14 protein-coding genes are annotated in these 19,189 nt (G+C 54.2%); 2 read left to right on the top strand and 12 right to left on the bottom strand.

Annotated features, from left to right (window positions below):
* Nucleotides 1-37: 37 nt before the first annotated feature.
* On the bottom strand, nucleotides 38-1,570 hold the full coding sequence (locus VGM48_RS05565; RefSeq protein ID WP_331576880.1) for a S26 family signal peptidase: 1,533 nt from the start codon (nucleotides 1,568-1,570) through the stop codon (nucleotides 38-40).
* A gap of 122 nt (nucleotides 1,571-1,692) precedes the next feature.
* Nucleotides 1,693-1,953, bottom strand: a complete 261-nt coding sequence (locus VGM48_RS05560; RefSeq protein ID WP_331576878.1) for a hypothetical protein — start codon at nucleotides 1,951-1,953, stop codon at nucleotides 1,693-1,695.
* 438 nt (nucleotides 1,954-2,391) lie between these two features.
* Between VGM48_RS05560 and VGM48_RS05555 the strand changes: the two genes are divergently transcribed.
* The gene (locus VGM48_RS05555) at nucleotides 2,392-4,755 is read left to right on the top strand and encodes a T9SS type A sorting domain-containing protein (RefSeq protein WP_331576876.1); all 2,364 of its coding nucleotides are present in this window, start codon (nucleotides 2,392-2,394) and stop codon (nucleotides 4,753-4,755) included.
* A gap of 64 nt (nucleotides 4,756-4,819) precedes the next feature.
* Here VGM48_RS05555 and VGM48_RS05550 read toward each other — a convergent pair whose 3' ends face one another.
* The 6 genes from VGM48_RS05550 to VGM48_RS05525 all read right to left on the bottom strand — a co-directional run bounded on the left by VGM48_RS05550 (nucleotide 4,820) and on the right by VGM48_RS05525 (nucleotide 13,715).
* Complete coding sequence (locus VGM48_RS05550) at nucleotides 4,820-5,521, bottom strand: lipoprotein signal peptidase (RefSeq protein ID WP_331576874.1); 702 nt, start codon at nucleotides 5,519-5,521, stop codon at nucleotides 4,820-4,822.
* A gap of 79 nt (nucleotides 5,522-5,600) precedes the next feature.
* Nucleotides 5,601-8,084, bottom strand: coding sequence for a bifunctional UDP-N-acetylmuramoyl-tripeptide:D-alanyl-D-alanine ligase/alanine racemase (locus VGM48_RS05545; protein ID WP_331576873.1), 2,484 nt, complete (start codon nucleotides 8,082-8,084; stop codon nucleotides 5,601-5,603).
* Nucleotides 8,074-9,012, bottom strand: a complete 939-nt coding sequence (locus VGM48_RS05540; protein ID WP_331576872.1) for a TerC/Alx family metal homeostasis membrane protein — start codon at nucleotides 9,010-9,012, stop codon at nucleotides 8,074-8,076. Before VGM48_RS05540 ends, VGM48_RS05545 begins: the two co-directional genes overlap by 11 nt.
* 60 nt (nucleotides 9,013-9,072) lie before the next feature.
* Nucleotides 9,073-9,543, bottom strand: a complete 471-nt coding sequence (locus tag VGM48_RS05535) for a hypothetical protein (RefSeq protein ID WP_331576870.1) — start codon at nucleotides 9,541-9,543, stop codon at nucleotides 9,073-9,075.
* 111 nt (nucleotides 9,544-9,654) lie between these two features.
* On the bottom strand, nucleotides 9,655-12,096 hold the full coding sequence (gene gldG, locus VGM48_RS05530; RefSeq protein WP_331576869.1) for a gliding motility-associated ABC transporter substrate-binding protein GldG: 2,442 nt from the start codon (nucleotides 12,094-12,096) through the stop codon (nucleotides 9,655-9,657).
* Nucleotides 12,097-12,554: 458 nt separating this feature from the next.
* Entirely contained in the window at nucleotides 12,555-13,715 is a 1,161-nt protein-coding gene (locus tag VGM48_RS05525) for an IscS subfamily cysteine desulfurase (protein WP_331576867.1), read from the bottom strand.
* Nucleotides 13,716-13,763: 48 nt separating this feature from the next.
* Here VGM48_RS05525 and mce point away from each other — a divergent pair, with 48 nt between their 5' ends.
* A complete protein-coding gene (gene mce, locus VGM48_RS05520; RefSeq protein WP_331576865.1) occupies nucleotides 13,764-14,165 on the top strand; it encodes a methylmalonyl-CoA epimerase in 402 nt (133 codons plus the stop codon).
* Between the two features lie 74 nt (nucleotides 14,166-14,239).
* Here the strand turns inward: mce and VGM48_RS05515 are convergent, their stop codons facing one another.
* The 4 genes from VGM48_RS05515 to fabF all read right to left on the bottom strand — a co-directional run bounded on the left by VGM48_RS05515 (nucleotide 14,240) and on the right by fabF (nucleotide 19,117).
* On the bottom strand, nucleotides 14,240-15,406 hold the full coding sequence (locus VGM48_RS05515; RefSeq protein WP_331576863.1) for a T9SS type A sorting domain-containing protein: 1,167 nt from the start codon (nucleotides 15,404-15,406) through the stop codon (nucleotides 14,240-14,242).
* Nucleotides 15,407-15,516: 110 nt separating this feature from the next.
* Nucleotides 15,517-16,674, bottom strand: coding sequence for a T9SS type A sorting domain-containing protein (locus VGM48_RS05510; RefSeq protein WP_331576861.1), 1,158 nt, complete (start codon nucleotides 16,672-16,674; stop codon nucleotides 15,517-15,519).
* A 329-nt stretch (nucleotides 16,675-17,003) separates the two neighbouring features.
* Nucleotides 17,004-17,744: a ribonuclease III gene (gene rnc, locus VGM48_RS05505; protein WP_331576859.1), complete on the bottom strand. Its 741-nt coding sequence runs from the start codon at nucleotides 17,742-17,744 to the stop codon at nucleotides 17,004-17,006.
* Between the two features lie 119 nt (nucleotides 17,745-17,863).
* Nucleotides 17,864-19,117: a beta-ketoacyl-ACP synthase II gene (gene fabF / locus VGM48_RS05500; protein ID WP_331576858.1), complete on the bottom strand. Its 1,254-nt coding sequence runs from the start codon at nucleotides 19,115-19,117 to the stop codon at nucleotides 17,864-17,866.
* Between the last annotated feature and the right edge of the window lie 72 nt (nucleotides 19,118-19,189).

The following is a 19,189-nucleotide window of genomic DNA, read 5'->3' as shown; positions in this document are numbered from 1 at the left end:
CCTCAAATAAAAAAACCCGCCGTCCAGGCGGGTTTTTTTATTTGATGCGGCTGAAGAGGCGGTTCCAGCGGATGCCCTTGCCCCAGCTCATCCAGATAAGGGAGGCTTCGCCGACGATCATCGTCTCGGGGACAACCCCCCAAAAGCGGGAGTCCTGGCTTTCGTGCCGGTTGTCACCCATCATCCAGTAATAGTTATAGCGGAAGGTATAGCTGTGAACCTCCTGGTCGTTGAGAAAATATTTCCCGTCGTGAAACTCGAATTTGTTTCCCTCGTAGACCCGGATGGCGCGTTGATAGAGCGTATAGGTTGTCGGGTTCAGCTGGATCGTGCTGCCGCGTTTCGGGATGAATAGCGGACCATAATTATCCACTTTCCAGGATACCAGCGGTGAATAGGGCCAGACCGGCGTGGTGGAGTCCAGGAGGGGGGTGATACTTACTGCGACGCCGTTTTTCAGCAGCTTATCTCTTGCCGCAGCCGTCAGCAGCACCTGGTATTCGTTGGGATTGTTGGTGGATGAAAGTTCGGATGGATCGGTGATATCGAGGTTATACTCATCCTGCATCACTGTTTCGTCCAGCGGCTGGCCGTGGGTCTTTACGATACATTTGGTCTGCGATTCCGGCGGAAGCGGTTGCGCCTTGCCGTTGATATAGATGACCTGGTCCTTTAGCTGAATGGTGTCGCCGGCGATGGCCGTACAGCGTTTGATATAGTTCTCCTCTTTATCGGGGGGGTGCAGGATCAGCGGGTATTGGTCGGGATCGCCCAGCACGATCTGGCGGCCGGAGTCGGAATTGCCATTACCCAGGCGCCGGATCACGTCGTAATATGGGTCGGCGGACTGATAGGCAGGCAGGTTGATCAGGGTATCGCCTTCGGGGAAGTTGAAGACGACGACGTCCTCCCGTTTCACGGGGCTTTCGAACCAGCGGACATAGGGCAACTCGATCCATTCCACGTAGGACTTGCGATTGACGAGCGGCAGGGTATTGTGAACGAAGGGGATGGACAGCGGGGTCATCGGGATGCGGGGTCCGTATGCAAACTTGCTGACAAACAGGTAGTCGTTCACCAGCAAGGTTTTTTCCATCGATCCGGTGGGGATCACATACGCTTCAAAAACAAAGGTGCGGATCAGCGTCGCAGCCACTACTGCAAAAACGCCGGCGTCGATCCATTCGCGGGTCTTGCTTTTTTTATGTTTGCGCGCAGCCGCGCCGCCGATGTATTTTGTTTTAGCATCCCAACCCAGGTAGGGAAAATAGGCCAATGGAAACAGGGACGCCAGGGCATGCTCATAAAAATGAAACTTCCCATACACTTTTACATACTCCACGTAGATGCCCATTGTCATGAACCAGCCTACCACGGGAATGAGTTGCCAGAAGACCCAATGCCGCGGTCTTTCCGCGAGGGTCATCATTACCCAGGTGTTATAAAGCGGCACAAAGGCTTTCCATCCCGGCACGCCGGCTTTTTCAAAGAGTTTATAAACACCGATGGAAGGACTTAGGAGAAGGAAGAGTTGGACGAGTATGAGAACGAAAACATGGTGAGCCGACATTCTTTTACTTTTTTAGTCGCGTTAGCACCAAAAATATTACAATAGGCCCGTAATATAGCGGGTAAAAACCCCTACCCCGGCGAAAGTGCCGGGTTTTTTAACGGATTATTTGCATCGCCGGCCTATCCTCTGCTGAGAAACACTTCCCGGATCGATCGATCCCAGTGCTCCTTGGCCTTATGTTGGGCCACGGTGCCCCGGTCGAAATCCCAGAAGCGGGCTTCAGCCGAACTGCAATGATAGGTGACTTCACAATTCCCCTTGTCGGTAGCGTAGAGGGCCTGGCCACAGATGGGACAGGAGAGCGAGGATCCGGATGACGGGTTTATGCCCGGGAATTCAGATGACGGCATATTGCCCGTCATATCATGTAGAGATTGCATTGTAAAAACGGTTATTGAGGGTATTAGGATTAAAATCGATTTTGGTACGGCAAGCAAACTCCACAAATCTTAGTGTAAAAACTACACAAATTTACGAAATTCTTTTTAGTGGTGCAAGATGCGCGCTAATCTATTAACACTTTGTTAATCAATTGCGGCATGGGGTTGCACTCATCAGGCGGGGGATGGGTGGGGAGGGTAAGCGTAGGTTGCGCGGAAGGCTTCAGAGATGCGCACAGGCCCAGGTAAGTAAACAGACGATAGAGTGAGGTGTTCATCGCGCAATAACAAAGTAAGACATAATTATCAAATAGTAAAATAGTATATTCCCTTAGGACGGAGGTAATTATACGATTGCTGGCCACCGTTATTCAACCTATCTTTACAACGTATTGTTTTCCGTAAGTAGTCCGATAACCCTTGAAAATGTAAGTATCCATGAAAACAATTCTACCCGCCGGGCCTGTGCTTCGCAGGTTTGCAGGGGCGTTGCTAATCATTCTTTTCTTTCGCAATTATACACATGCGCAGGCTACTGCTATGCTCAAGTGGGGTAACAGCTATATCAATCTCAGCAAAAAGACTGTTGGGGGGCCCGTTGAGCCCGGCGACTCGCTGGAGATCCGGGTCAACTTCTATGTCAATCAAAGCTACCGGAACAGCGGCAAGATGTACAAGGTCCGGTACTATGACAGTGTCCCGAGCAATACGATCATGAAGGGAACCGACAGTCTGATGCTTATCAGCAATGAAGGCCTGATCATGCGTCACTATTCGCAGACTTCCGACTCCGATCCCGGCACATATAATCCCAGTCCTGCCTATGCGGGCGGCTATCAGATAAGGATCAACCTCGGTACGGGTTCTTCGGCGCCGGCCGGCATCATGCCCATGGCGACGTCCAACTCCAATGGTGCGGGTACGATCACGGGTAATACCACGCTGCCGAGATTTTCGCAGGGTACGCTTACCACGACGGCTTTTCGGGTGTTGGTCACCGGTGCCTATGGCGACACCATTACGCTCGGCGGCGGGGTCATCGCCTATCGCACCAGCAGCACTACCTTTGTCGACAGTTTTCTTTATGCCACTCCTTATAAGATATTGATCCAAAAACCCAGTACCCTCTGCGCCAACGGCTCCAGTACGAACTTCGCCGCCGAATCCGGTGGTACGTTTGGGATTGGAGTAGGGCGCAACCGTAGTGCTCCGCCGAGCTACCTCATCCCGGGCTATACCTATCTGCCCACGAGCAATACTTCGACGACTATCAATGACGGTTTTTATGCCATCGTCAATAACGTAAGCCCGACCAGTTCCACTGTCCCGGGCGCCAATCGTAAACCCAGTTGCGGATCGCCGCCTGCCGGCAGCCCGCTGGCCTGCGCCAACCGGGAATTTGGCGGGTTCTGGTATATCGCGGGTGACCATACCGGTACGACAACCGCGGCGGGTAATGCACCGCCCGACGACAATACGAACGCCGGCTATATGCTGCTCGTCAATGCCGACCTTGCGACCAGTGAAGCCTATCACCAGGTGATCGCCGGCCTTTGTCCGAATACCTATTACCAATTCTCGGCGTGGTTCAAGAACGTCTGTCCCAACTGCGGCATCGACACGGCGGGTGTTGCCGAATACACGCCGGGGGTATTGCCCAACCTTACGCTTGTGGTAGACGGACTCGACCGGATGAGTACGGGTCAGCTTGATACGGTGGGCTGGCAGCAACGAGGCTTTGTCCTGCTGACCGGGCCGAATCAGAACTCCATCACTATCTCGATCCGCAACAATGCCTCGGGTGGCGGCGGTAACGACTGGGCGCTTGATGATATCACCCTGGCGACCTGCCCGCCCGATCTGCTGTTGACTCCCGACCGGCCGGATACGCTTTGTCAGGGTGCGGACGACTCCATTAAGTTTCGGATCTCGTCTTACGTCGGTAACTATACGCAATGGAAGATGGAGCAGAGTAATGACAACGGCGCTACCTGGGTCACGCCTCCGCTGGACACCCTGGGCCGTGCCGCCCATGGAACGGTGATCCCCGTGTATAATATGATGACCGGCCAGTATGTCGATACCGTTACCCGGTTTTACCGGATATCGGCCACCAATTCTGTAACGATCTACCGGCTGATCGTGGCCAGTACGGATTCGAACCTCAATACGACCGGTTGTTTTTTTACGACCAACCAACCCAAATTTGTATTTGGTGTCAACTGTATGACCGTCCTGCCCACCACGATCCTCTCCTTTAACGGCAAGGTGAAAGACGGGCTTGGCAATCTGCAATGGACGACCAGTAATGAAGTGAGCAACCTGGCCTATGCCGTGATGCGGAGTGACGACGGGGTGCATTTTACGACACTGGTCACCCTGCCGGCCGCCGGCGGCGATGGCGGTGGGGCTGCCTATACTTTTTCTGATCCAAAACCCGTTGGTCCCCAGACCTATTACCGGATAGATATGATCGTCCTTTCGGCCCGTAGAAACAGTGGTCTTGTACTCCTTAGCAACAGTAACCTGTCTTTCGAAGTTCGCAGCGTGCAGAATCCCTTTACCGATCACCTCAACATGGAGTTGACCGCCCCGGCCAATGGGGTGGCCACTATCAGTCTTGTTGATATGTATGGCCGGTATCTGCGCCGTGTGCGTCAGTCGCTGACCCAAGGATTGAACAGCTTCACCGTCTACGATCTTGGCTCTCTGCCGCCGGGCGCGTATGCCCTGCAGATCCAGTTCAATGATCAGCTGGTAAGCCAAAAATTAGTAAAGGTGAAGAACCTCGTTAACCAGTAAACCGCGCAGGTACTATCCTCTGGAAGGGGCCGCTTCGTGCGGCCCTGTTTTTTTGGCGGGGCCGTCAGGCCTGCACCGCATCCACTTTGCCTTGTTCGTCAAGTGCGGGGGTGGCGTGGCCGGGCCGTTTGTGGAAAAAACGTTTCTGGAAGAGAAGGATGGCAATCACGCCAACCGATATGGAGGCGTCCGCCAGGTTGAAGACGGGGCTAAAAAATTCAAACTCTTCTCCGCCTACAAATGGAAACCAGCCCGGATAATGCGTTTTTATGATCGGGAAATAGAGCATATCCACTACCCGGCCATGCAGGAAGGAGGTGTACCCATGTTTGGGAAAGATCTTTGCCACATGGTCATAGGTACTGTGCTCGAAGATGAGCCCATAGAACATACTATCGAGAAGATTGCCGAGCGCCCCGGCGAAGATGAGTCCCGCGCAGATGATAAAGCCGCGGTGATATTTTTTTTTGATGATGGTCTGGATATAGTAGACGCCGAAGATGACGGCCACGAGGCGAAACAGGGTCAGCGCCATTTTGCCCCAGCTGCCGCCGAATTTCCAGCCCCAGGCCATTCCTTCGTTCTCGACAAAGTATATCTGCGCTTTGTCGCCCACCAGTTTTATTCCGTTGTCGTAGGGCGACACCGGATCGCGATAGAAATCCGCCGGATGGCTCAAGGGCATATGTGTTTTCACCCAAATTTTCAGGGACTGATCGGCGACAATGATCAACAATACGATTAAAAAAATGCTTCTGGCCTTCACTTACAACAGATTAAGATTATTCACCAATAGAAGTTCAAATATAGGAAATCCTGCTCATTGAATACCGACGCACCAAAGGCTAGTCTTCAAAATACACGCGCTTTACGCGCTGCGACACGCTTGTTAAAATTTCGTAGGGTATCGTCTGGGACCAAGCCGCTAACAGACTGACAGATAGTTGTTTGCCGAAAACGACCACTTCATCGCCCTCTTTTACATCGGGGATGCCGGTAATATCGATGATCGTCATGTCCATGCTTATGACACCGATCGTCGGCGCGAGCCGGCCATTGACCCACATCTTCCCCACCCCATTGCCAAGGCTCCGCGAATAGCCATCGGCATACCCGATGCGGACCGTGGCCGTAACCGTCCCCGCCGTCGCGATGCCTTTGCGACTGTAGCCGATCGTGTCTCCGGGGTATAGATGTTTTATCTGGGCGATCGTGGTCTTCAGGGTCGACACTTCCTGCAATCCAAGCTCCGTGGAACCTGTGGGGTCGATGCCATACAGCCCGATGCCCAGTCGCACCATATCCATCTGGCACTGCGGATAACGGATGATCCCCGCTGAATTGGCGAGATGCCGGAGAAAGGAATAACCCAGCGCCCTTTCGATCCTGTCCGCCATGGAGGTGTAGGTCTCCGCCTGTCGCCGGGAGAAGGCGTCCTGGCCGGCTTCTTCGCTTGCGGCAAAATGGCTGAAGACGCTTAGCACGGTAAAAGCCGTGGAGGGCAAGGTTCGCAACAGCTGGTCGATCTCCTCCGAGGGAAATCCCAGTCTGTTCATCCCCGTCTCCACCTCCAGATGAACGGGGAATGAGACGATCCCTTCGCGCTTCAACCAGTGATCGAAGGTGCGCAACAGCGAAAAGGAATAGATCACGGGTTGGAGATTATATTCCACCAGCAGGTCGAAGCTGCTGTTCTCGGTGTTCATCACCATGATGGGTACGCGAATCCCACCCTTCCGAAGGGTGACCCCTTCATCGGCATAGGCGACGCCCAGCCAATCGATGCCATGGAACTGCAGAAGATTGGCAATCTCGAAACTGCCGCTGCCATAGCCAAAGGCCTTTACCATCGCCATCACGCGGGTAGCGGGTTGCAACAATTGGCGAAACTGGCGCAAATTCTGCGCCATCGCGTTCAGATCCACTTCCATTACGGTTTGATGGATCTGCTCCGTCAGCAGGCGGTCGATCGCTTCGAACTCAAAAACACGGGCTCCTTTTATCAGGATCGTTTCGTCGCGGAAATGAAGGCGGCCCAGGTCGGTACGAAATGCCTCCACGGTGGGATAGAAAACCGCTTCTCCCGGGAACCATCGGCCGAAAGCAACTGCATTGGCGCCGATGCGCGGACCGATCCCGATGAGCCGGTCCACCTGTTTTGTCCCCAGCACCTGTGCGATGATGGCATATAGCTCGCTTTCGTTCCGGCCGCTCCCGAGCAGATCGGAAAGGATGACGGTGCGTTTGTTGTGTTGTTGTTGCTGCGCGAGAAAGTCCAGTGCGATGGACAGCGAATTGAGATCGGCGCTATAACTGTCATTGATGACCGAACAATGGTTGATGCCGCTTTTCAGCTCCAGCCGCATGGCGATCGGCGCGAGCCGGGCCAGCCTTGTCTTTATGACCTCTGCGGAGCGCCCCAGCACGAGGAGTACGGCTACACAATGCAGGGCATTTTCTATCGATGCCCCGTCCGTAAACGGGATGTTCAGCGAAAGGTCTTTATCTCCGCACACCAGGCGTACCCTGGTCCAGCCTTCCCGCTTTTCCATGGCGAGAATGCTCATCGCCGTGTCTGTGCCCAGGCCCCAGGAAAAAAGTTTTGGACTGCCTTTGTTTCCGCGGGCCCGGACAGCCGATGCTACGGCTTGTGCTACCTCCGGCTGACCGCTGCAATACACCAGCGTCTCCACGTGTTCAAACAGCTTCATCTTCTCTGCCGCCTTTTCATCCAGGCTGCCGAACCCTTCGCTATGCGCTTCGCCGATATTTGTGAACACGCCGATGGTGGGGTGGATGATGGGTTCCAGCCGTTGCATCTCACCGGACCGGGAGATACCGGCCTCGAAGATAGCCAGTTGATGCTGAGGGCCTATCTGCCAAACGCTAAGCGGTACGCCGGTTTGGGAATTATAGCTTTTGGGGCTGCGGACGATGAAGTAGTCTTCCTCCAGCAGTTGATTCAGCCATTCCTTTATAATGGTCTTGCCGTTGCTGCCGGTGATGCCGATGACGGGGAGGGAGAACTGCCGGCGGTGTGCCGCGGCCAGTTGCTGCAGGGCAAGGAGGGTGTCTTTTACCAGGATCAGGTTGGCGCCCGGCAGGTCAACCTCGCGCTGCACCACAAAATTCCTTACGCCGCTTTTGTAGAGTTCTTTTATGAAGAGGTGACCGTCCCGTCGTGGCCCGTGGAGCGCAAAGAACAGCGAGGCAGCCGGGAAGACCAGCCGGCGGCTGTCGGGCAGCAAGTATTCGATAGTGGCGTCGCCATGCCCTTTTATCAGGGCGCCGCCCACTGCATTTGCTATATATTCGATACTATACCCCATCTTTTGCTTTGTTTCGGCTGTTGACCCAAAGGGAATACAGGATCCCGCCCGAGATACAGACCAGGATCACCAGCAGCGACACATAGACCGGGATCACCACATCGAAATATTCCACGAGCATCTTGAGTCCGACGAAGACGAGAACGACGGCGATCCCCTGTTGCAGATGGCTGAACTTATCCACGGCACCCCGGAGCAAAAAGAACAGGGACCGGAGTCCCAGTACGGCAAAGATATTCGATGTATAGATGACGAGCTTATCCTGGGTGATGCCGAATACGGCGGGAATGCTGTCCACGGCAAAGACGATGTCGGTGCTGGCCAGCAATACCACCACTACGAAGAGTGTGGTGTACCGTCGCTTGCCGTCGATCAATACCCGCATTTTTCCCCCGCCATCGCTGCTGGTCAGCGGCAACAGCCGTTTCATGAACTTGTAGACGGTGTTATCTTCCACATCCAGCTCTTCGTCGTGTTTGGTGAAAAACATTGTCAGACCCGTGTAGATCAGGACGGCGCCAAAGACATACAGCAGCCAGTGAAACCGGGTCACCAGTGCGATCCCCACCGTGATAAAGACGATCCGCAGGACGATGGCCATCATGATACCGATCAGCAATACCCGGGCATAATATACCGGCTTTACGCGGAAGAAGGAGAAGATGAGGATAAAAACGAAGATGTTGTCGATGCTGAGACTCCACTCCATCAGATAGGCGCTGAAATATTCCAGGGCCGTCTTATGGCCGTCCTCAAACCAGATAAAGACGAAAAACGCCATCGCCAGCCCGACCCAGAAGATGGTTTGGACCAGCGCTTTTTTTATTGAAATGGTAGCCTCCCGCTTACTCAGCAGCCCAAGATCAAAGATAATAGCCAATAAGAGAACAACGCCAAAGGTCAGATACGTAATGGTGAGTGGGCTCATGCCTGCGATTGTAGCATAAAGATACCCACATTTCTGCTAATACGGAGGGGGTCTTGTTCGTTAGTTCCCGCGGGTCATGTGGAAGCGATAGCGAAGGAACCCGGGTGTGACGCCGTTGTAATGGGTACTCCGCTCATGATGGAAGACAAACATGCTGGAAGTAAGTGTGTCGACGATACAGGTTTCCGGGCCGGGTGCGGCCGGATTTACAAGGATAAAGCTGCTGTCCCCGGCGATGGAATAAGTTCCCTCCATTCCGTTGATCGAGAGCGTGTCGGCGAGCACTTCCATCCAGGTGCTGTTGCTGTTGAACTGAAAATAATAACCGGGAGGAGTCACGTAAAGGTTTTTCCCAACACCGAAGGGTTCGCCGGTGGAATCGAAATACAAGGTCGTCACGTTGTTGATGGTCCATTTGCCGGTCATCATTGCCTGGAGGCCAGTCGGCGGCGGCGGCATGGAGTTCTCATGATCCCTGCTGCAGGCTGATACGAACAGCAGCAGAAGCAGAGTAGTTTGGTGGACTTTCATGGCGTAGTAATAGGTTTGGGAATGCAAACGCATTCCGGGGAGGATGGGTTGCGCCGGGCGGCGCGGAATAAATGTTAATTTTACCTTAAATAGGCCCGCGGCCCGCGCGGGCTAGGCTTTCGCGAATTTTCTGCGGCGGATCAGTTGGTATACGTAACCGCCCAATACAACCAGCACGATGGGCAGACCGATGTTGATAAACTGCCAGAAGGCGCGATCGCTTTCCACCTTTGCCGGATCCAGCAGCCGTAGGGTAAAGTCCTTGGAACGTGTCTCCAGAATATGAGAAGGATTTACCATGTATTCGAGGCAGTTCTCGATAAAATCTTTGTTGGCGAAAGTATAATTGTTGTCGGCGCTAAAGCCCAGGGGCAGTGGACCGCGTTCGGTCACTTCGTTGATAAAAATGTCGCCGTCCGAGCAAACGATCACCCGCGAAGGCGTTTTCGCCTCCGGCAAAAACGGCGTGTGGTAGACATTCGCCAGGCTATCCGCCAGTTCGGAAGAAAGCCGGTTGGCAAACAGCGAGCGGAACTTTCCTTCGAGCAACATCGCTACCGGAATATTCGACTCGGGGAACATTTTCATATCGTCCTTATACTTCAGCACATCGAGGGTGATCAGCGCCGGTGTGCTCACCCGCCGGGAATTGGCGGAGGTTTGGAGCAATACGGTCTTTTTGATCCCGGGCGCCGATACCGTATCGATGGAATTGGCAAATTCCGACAACACGGGGTCGAGGTTCTTGGAGATGGGATGGGTAAGGCTGCCGTTCAGCAATGGGTAGTAGGGCCATTTCAGTGCTTCGATCTGGGGTTTGTTGCCCTGCATGCCTACGACGAGCGAGAGATTGGCGCTTTGTCCGCCATCCTCGACGAGGTCTTTGTTGAGCCGTACTCCATAGCGGAAGAAGATGTCTTCCAGATCGAGTCCACGGTCATAGGCGATGGTTCCCTGTTCCTGCCGGAGGCTGTCTTTCTCTGCGTGGAGGGCATCTACGGCCCAGATGATCTGGCCGCCGTGGAGAACGTACTGGTCGAGGGTGAGCTTTTCGCGTTCGGTAAATTTTATGGTGGGCTTTACGATCACGATGGCTTTGTAATCGGTGGGGATCACCGCGGCGCTATCCAGCGGGATGAGGCCGAACCGATAATTATGCCGGATATCTTCGATGAGATCGTACACCCGATAGTCGAGTGGCTCGCCGTTGCCCAGCACATAGCCCACCCGTGGGACGTCCTTTGCCGTGACTTTGTCTATCGCGCTGCCGAACTTGTATTCGAGGAGGGTCTCTGCATTGGAGTAGAGTTGCTGTTCGGCCTGGTCGCCGCCGCCCAGCTTCACCCCTGTCAGCAGGTTTACGGGGAAGATCCGGCCCTTATAGCGGACGATCGCCGCCGGGATCACGATCCTTTGGCTCTCTTCTTCGCCTTTTTTTACCTGGGCTACCTGGGTCATGGGCTGGATCCCCATCCGCTGCAGGGAATCGAGGAAAGCGGCCTTTGCCGTGTCATTCAGCGTCGCGAGGGGATCGAAGGCATGGACCCGGATCTTGCCGTCGCAGTATTCGTTCATCTCCTGCAGGAGATCGTCGGCGCCTTTGGCCAGGTTGCGGATGCCGGCTTTGAGATTACCTGCGAGGAAGAAGTCTACCTGGATATTGTCGTCGACCCGGCCGAGGAGTTCCTTTGTCGGGGCGCTGAGGGTATAGCGCCGGTCCTGGGTGAGATCGAGCCGGTAATGAAGATGGGTGGAGGCCAGATTGATAACGGTCAGCACCGCGATCAGGGCTACGGGGCGTATCCAGGCCTGTCTGCGTGGACCCGCCAGTTGTCTGCCTTGCAGATGCCGGCCGGTGAGATAGAGAAACAGAAAGATAACGCTTAGGAAAAAGAGTACGTCGCGGCCGTCCACCACTCCGCGGCTTACGCTGCGGTAGTGGAAATCGATGCCGAGCATACCGATATAATAGTCGAGTCCCGCGCTGAAAACGGGCAGGGCGCTGATCGCCCCAAAACCGCTATAGAGGATAAAGCAGGCAAACGCCGCTACGATAAAGGCTACGACGGCGTTGGCTGTAAAACTGCTGCACCAGATGCCCACTGCGGTAAATACGCCGGCCAGGAACATGAGTCCGAGGTAGCTGCCTATTGTCGCTCCGGTGTCGATGCCGCCCTGGCCGGAGAGCCGCTGGATGCAAAGAAAATAGACGAGGGTGGGCAGCAGGGCGATGAGTACGACGATCAGACTTGCCCAATACTTTCCCAGGACCAGCCGGGTGCGGGTAAGCGGAACGGTCTGCAGGGTCTCGAAGGTCCCCATGCGAAATTCATCTGAAAAGCTCCGCATCGTGATTGCCGGTATCAGCAGCAACAGGATCCAGGGCGCCAGCTCGAAAAATTTATCCAGCGTGGCATAGCCAAAGGCCAGAATATCGGTGTCGGGGAAAACGAAGAGGAGGAGCCCGTTGAGGAGCAAAAAAACGATGATGGCGATATAACCGGTAAGACTACTAAAGAATTGGCGGAGTTCTTTTTTGCATACAGCCCACATAAACGCGAAAGTATAGACAATAATCGTTCAATCCTTCAATATTATTGCATAAACATGCCGTTAACGCGATGTGCATGTACATTAAATTAAATAAAATGTGAAAAAATACTTGAAATTTGATAGGTGGAAAAGTGGGTAGAACAAAAGGAATCCCTATATTCGCATACTCTTGTCGTCAAGCCGATCCTTCGAAATAAGATATTAATGGGGAAGTCCATAAAGACATTCAACCGAAACCAACTGCATGAAAAAATCCGCCCTTAATCAGGCGGGTTTTTTGTTTCAGCCCATTTGACCCCACTTTTTTCACCTTCTTTTTGGCCGATCTTGGTGCCCGTTTGCGGGGACGAACGGATGAATTTCCGGGATCAAATTTGTTTGGTTTAAAACGGCTACGAGCGCGGCAAATTTACATTAAAAATAATTTTAATTAGTACATACGGTTTTGTTTGTATGTATTAATTGGGGGATTCTTCCTGCAAATTCCGAACCGTGTCGGCGATCCTGCCGATTGCATAATCGACTTCTTCATCCGTGGTAAACCGGCCCAGCCCAAGGCGTAACGAGCTGTGCGCCAGGTCGTCGGCGACTCCCAGGGCCTTCAACACATAACTTGGCTCCATCGACGCCGAGGTGCAGGCCGAGCCTGAGGACAATGCCACATCTTTTCCAAGGCCGGCCAGTAGCGCCTGGCCGTCCACGCGGGGAAAAGAGATATTTGTCGTGTGCGGCAGGCGAAATTGCCGGCTTCCGTTGGCTTTGGCCCCTTTTATTTTTAGCAGTCCCGCTTCCAGTCTATCGCGGAGTTGGGCGATGCGTGTCGCCTCGGCGGTCATTTCCCGGCCGGCAATCTCGCAGGCTTTGCCGAGACCTACGATGGCGGGAACATTCAGGGTTCCGCTGCGCATTCCCCGCTCGTGTCCGCCGCCATCCATCTGGGAGCCCAGTCGCACGCGGGGATTGCGCCGCCGGACATAGATCGCGCCGATCCCCTTGGGGCCATAGATCTTGTGGGCGCTGAGGGTGAGGATATCGATGCCGTCGGTGTTGACATCGATGGGGACCTTTCCGACGGCCTGGGTTGCATCGGTAAAGAAAAGGACCCCGTGTCGCCGGGCGATCTCGCTGATGGCCTTTATGGGTTGGATGACCCCGATCTCGTTATTTGCGTACATCACGGCGATGAGGACCGTTGTTGGCCGGATGGCTGTTTCCAGTTGGGCGAGGTCGATCAGTCCTTCCCTGTCGACCGGCAGCCAGGTGATCTCGCCGCCCAGCCGTTCGATGTGATGACAGCTGTCGAGCACGGCTTTGTGTTCGGTGACGACGGTGATGAGGTGATTTCCTTTTGACCCATAGGTCTCGAAAACACCTTTCAGTGCAAGGTTATCGCCTTCCGTGGCACCCGAGGTGAAGACCACTTCCTTCGGCTCCGCGCCGATCAACCGGGCGACCTGTTCGCGGGCGATCTCCACGGCCTCTTCCCCTTCCCAGCCGAAGGCATGGCTGCGGCTTGCCGCGTTGCCAAATTTTTCTGTGAAATAGGGCAGCATGGCCTCCAGCACCCGCGGATCGACGGGTGTCGTGGAGTTATAATCGAGATAGATGGGCAGCTTCATGATCCCTCAAAGGTACGCGCTGGCCGGAATTTTATCCTATGTTTGCCTATGCTCAAAGTGGAACATATCGGCATCGCCGTCAAAGACCTGGCCGTCAGTATTCCCTTGTTTGAGGCCCTGTTGCAGACTCCGTGTTATAAGACCGAGGAGGTCGCCGGGGAGAAAGTGAACACGGCTTTTTTCCGGCAGGGAGAAACCAAGATCGAACTGGTCCAGGGGTTGGAGTCCGGGAGTGTGATCAGCAAGTATATCGACAAACGCGGCGAGGGTATGCACCATATTGCCTTCGAGGTGGCCGATATCCATGCCGAGATGCAGCGGCTGGCGGCGGCGGGTTTTACCCTGCTTAATGCCGAGCCGAAGGAGGGTGCGGACAACAAGCTCGTTTGCTTCCTGCATCCAAAGGATACCCATGGAGTGTTGATCGAGCTATGCATGGAGAAGCGATGAGTTGGCCCCTGTTATATTGCGGATGCCGTATTTTATTCTTCGGAGACGCGAGGGAGATTAAATTTTGATGAAGATCAATCGAGCGTTGTGACGATGAAGGAGGACACCTGTACTTTCTGACCGCGCAGGTCTGTAATGCGCGCGAAATAAGTGCCCGCGGACAAATGCGTGTTGAACACGATGTGGAGAAAATTGGATTGCGGGAAGTTGCTGCGTTGGACGAGACCACCGGTTGCGGAGAGGATGTCGACCTGCCAATCGCTGTTGGCCGTACCTGTTGCAATATCGATATGATCCGTTGCGGGATTGGGGAAGATGCGCAGGGCTTTTCCGGCCGCTTCGACGGAGATCTGTTTTACCGGAGACCAGGAGAACCGCGTGTTATCACGTATCTGCAGGCGGTAGTACCGGCTGCCGGTGGTGGTGGGAGGAAGGTCGTCGGTGTAGGTATAGTCAGCGGTGGCGTCGCTGCTGCCGGCGGCGAGCATGCCGATCGTGATAAAGCTATGGCCATCCTCGCTTCGTTGGATCTCGTATTGCCGGCCTGCCTTTTCATCTGCGACGGACCAGTCCAGTTTCACGGTGCGGGGTGCAGTCAGCACGGCGCTCCAGCGGATGAGATCGGTTTCCAGTACTACGCCCGCTTTGCAATACAGGTATTGCATCGACAGTTGGGTGCTGCTGTTGAGATCGTTGCCGAACTGATAGTTGGCGTGATTATAAGCCCAGAGGTTGGTGTAGGCAAAGGACATATAACTGACGTTGATCTTTCCGTTGCCCAGGAAGGGAGCGACGTTGCCGGTGATGCTGTCCGTGGAGACGTGGTTGTTCATGAACGGGAAGGGCGCCGAGACCTGCGATTGTCCCGGGGCCAGGGTATAGGTTCCGACATACATCGGGGTTATATTCAGATAGGGGGCGAGGTTCGGCACGTTGATCTGGTCTTCCTGGCCGATGTTCAGATCATAGGTGGCCGGGCTGGCGTCGATATTTTTAAGATTGAATCCGTAGGTAGAGTTGACGGTGGCGGTAAACCGGACGGAAACGAGCTGACCCGAGTCGGGGTTGAATTGGGGTAAGTTGAGGCTGTAGATGGCGAAACCGGTGTTTGTCAGGACAGTATCATAGGTTTTCGTGCCCAGGTTGTTGACGCATTGAGCGGAGGCGGGATGGTGGAGAATGACCCCGATGCCTATGGCAAGGCATAGCTTTTTCAGGTAGGATGGATCACGGCGGCTCATAGCGACGGATATGGATTTGATCTAATAACTCAGAAAGGATAGTTTTTATTGTACGCAAAAGCCGCCTCCGATGGAGGCGGCTTTTGCGTCTATTGTTATAAGAGTGTAGACTATTTGGTAATCAACACAGTCGATACCTGTCTGGCACCGTCGGCGCCATTTACGACGATGGTATAGGAGCCTGCTGCATATCCGCTGACGCCCAGGGCGACGGTAGTCCCGCCGGCATTGGCGACATTCTTCATCTGCACCAGCTGACCGGTTTGGTTGTAGAGGCGGACCAGTACACTTTCGGTGGATTTGCCGCCGACGGTGACGTTGACCACGTCATGTGCGGGGTTGGGGAATACGCTGACCGTACCGATCAGGCCGTTGCGGATCACCTTTACCTGGGAATAGGTATACTTGCCATCCTTGTCGACCAGCTGGAGACGGTACTCGCTGGTTCCGGCTGCGGGCTTTGTGTCGGCATAGGTATAGTTCGTGGGAAGGCCTGTGGTGTTCTTTGCGGCTTCGGTCGCGATGGTGGTCCAATGAGCACCGGCGTCGACGCTACGCTGAATGGCGATGTGGTCGGCGTTGATCTCGAGGGTGGTGGTCCAGGCCAGGTCTACGACGTCCTGATCCAGGGAAGCTGTGAAGGAAGACAGCAGGATCGGCAGCGTACCGAGGTTGTCCAGGGTGTTGGGGCCGCTGAAGGTGAGGCCGAGGACGGAGGCGCTGCTATTGACAACCAGGTCGTTGTGAAATTGCAGGGGATCCCGGCCGATCTCTTTCAGGAATACATAATCGACATTCGTGGTGATCGTGGTAACGGTGAAGACCCCGTCAAATTTTCCGACGTTGGAGCCGCCCGTGCCGAGTGCCGTAGCATCGATGGTGGATGTGGCATCCGACCAGGTGATGGTGTTATGACCGATGTCGTTGAGTCCGATGGAATAAGGCGGGTTATTCTGGTCGGAGAAAGAGGTGGCGGTCGAAGGGTTGAACTTGAGGGTTACGCCGGGTCCGATGACCAGGGACGAGCCGCTGTTGAGCACCAACTGGCCGTTCATGTTGATGACGCCGCCGCCGGGAACCGCCAGGTTGACCAGACAGTTGTTACAAACGGTGGGGGGGGGACCCGAAAGCCAGATGGTGGGATCGGTAGCACCGCCGGTTGCAACCCAATTGCCGGGCCGAACTGCGGTATAGGTAGCCGAAAACTGGGCTGAAGCGGTGAGAGAAAGAAGAAATGCGGCACAGATAAATGAGTAAAACTTTTTCATGTTCACGAGTGGTTAATTAATTGATGTGGTTGCGTTCTACGGCTCAGGAGGTACAGGTATCCTGTTCCGCTCAGGGGTAAACCATAGTGAATAGTGGATTTCTCTCACATAGTAAATAGTGGATTATCTGCTGCCGCCGGGGGGCGAGAGTAATGGTCTTTGACTTATAGAAGGATGATTGGGGTACTGCGCGCCCAGGAATGGCGTCGTTGTAGTTTGAGGTAAGTAGGTGATAAAAGTAGTACAAATACCATGATTGTGCAAGCAAACATGCAAAAAATTTTCACGGCAGACTACCCAATTGCCGCATACCCGGGTATGAGAGGAGATCAGGAGGCTTCTTCGCCACCATCTAACTTGCTGAGACCCAGCTTATCAAGAGCGAGTTGGGCAGCGATCTGGCTGGCGTCTTTCTTATTATAGGCCTTGCCCTGGGATAGTAATTCTCCGTCGACGACGGCTCCCACGGTGAAGAGTCTGCGCCCGCCTTCGATGCGTTCGTCGAGGGTCTCGAATTCGAGATTCTTGCCATTTTTATTGGCCCAGCCGTAGAGTTTGTTCTTGTGATTGATCTCGAGATTTTCGAGATCGTCGAGGAAGAGATAGGGTTGTATAACGCGTTCGATCACCCACTGACGGGTCTTTTCGAATCCTTTGTCGAGATAGATGGCGCCTACGATGGCTTCGAGGGTGTTGCCGAAGATCTGGCTCATCTTGAGGCTGCTGTCGAACTTATTGAAATTGCTGATCTTCTTGAGGCCCATTTTTATGGCAATCTCATTCAGCTGGTTGCGGTTGACCATCTTGCTCCGCATTTCGGTGAGGAAGCCTTCTTCTTTGTAGGGGTATTTTTTGAAGAGGAAATCGGCGATGATGGCGCTGAGGATGGCGTCGCCGAGGTATTCCAGCCGTTCGTTATTCTCGTCGGCCCCGTCCTTTACGGAGCGGTGGGTAAGAGCCGTCATATAAAGGACAGCCTTGCCCGGGGTAAACCCGAGCACATTGCGAAGTTGCTTTTTGAACGAAGTGACGGCGGCGTCGCCCTTTATAATACGTTCGAGAATTCCCACTATAACAATCTACGGTTTTTTCACCCAATAAAAAATTATTTGTCCTTTGACCAATGCTAAATGGAGGCCGTTAGACAAATTGGCCAGTTATTGGCCTTCATCCGGGTATTTATTCAAGGTTAGGCCTGATATTTCTTTACTATAACGCAAGCATTGTGACCGCCAAATCCGAAGGTGTTGCTCAGAGCGGCTCTAACGGTCTTTTGTTGTGGTTTCAGGAAGGTAAAATCAAGCCGGGTATCCAGTTCGGGATCGTCGGTGAAATGATTAATTGTCGGTGGTATCTTGTCGTTGACGACGCTGAGCAGGCAGGCGATGGCCTCGATGACCCCGGCAGCGCCGAGGCAGTGTCCGGTCATCGATTTGGTGCTGCTGATATTGATATTAAAGGCGCGTTCGCCGAATACGTTGACGATCGCCTTTATCTCCGCTACGTCGCCAAGCGGGGTGGAGGTCCCGTGGGTATTGATGTAGTCGAGGTCTTCCGGCTTCATCCGGGCATCCTGCAGGGCGGCGAGCATTACGTTCTTTGCGCCGAGTCCTTCGGGATGCGGGGCGGTGAGGTGATAGGCGTCCGCGGTGGCGCCGCAACCGGCAATTTCACAATAGATCCGGGCGCCACGGGCTTTGGCATGTTCGAGTTCCTCCAGAACCAGCACTCCGGCGGCTTCGCCCATTACGAAGCCGTCCCGGTCCTTGTCATAGGGGCGACTGGCGGTTGCCGGGTCGTCATTGCGTTCGCTCAACGCTTTCATGGCGTTGAACCCGCCGACGCCGGCCTCGCTGACTACCGCTTCGGAGCCGCCGCTGATCAGGATGTCGGCCATACCGAGCCGGATCAGGTTGAAGGCCTCCATGATGGCGTTGGTGGAAGAAGCACAGGCGCTGGTCACGGCGAAGTTGGGGCCGCGGAAGTTATGCCGCATGGATATCTGGCCTGCCGCGATGTCCAGGATCATTTTGGGAATGAAGAAGGGGTTGAACCGGGGTGTTCCGTCGCCCTTGGCGAAATTGATCACCTCGTCCTGAAAGGAAATGAGTCCCCCGATACCGCTGGCAAACACTACACCGATGCGGTCGGGGTTCATGGTTTCCTTGTCGATGTTCGCGTCTTTTACCGCCTCGTCGCTGGCCGCCAGGGCTATCTGCGTATAGCGGTCTACCTTGCGGGCCTCTTTTTTGTCGAGGTATTGGAGGGGGTCGAATCCTTTTAGTTCACAGGCAAACCTGGTTTTGAATTTCGAAGCATCAAAAAGGGTAATGGGGGCGGCACCGGAAACGCCATCAAGCAATCCTTTCCAATAGTCTTGTGTATTGTTACCTAGCGGTGTGAGGGCGCCGATGCCCGTGACGACGACTCTTTTCAATTGCATAGTGGACTTTCCCAGGAAATTAGTATTTGAATAAGGATAAAATCCGCCTTCTAAGCCCAAATGCTTGAAAAG

It is taken from the genome of Puia sp., from assembly GCF_036500295.1.
GTDB lineage: Bacteria > Bacteroidota > Bacteroidia > Chitinophagales > Chitinophagaceae > Puia.
Note: the sequence above shows the minus strand (reverse complement) of the source record. Positions and strands in the feature narration are given on the sequence as shown.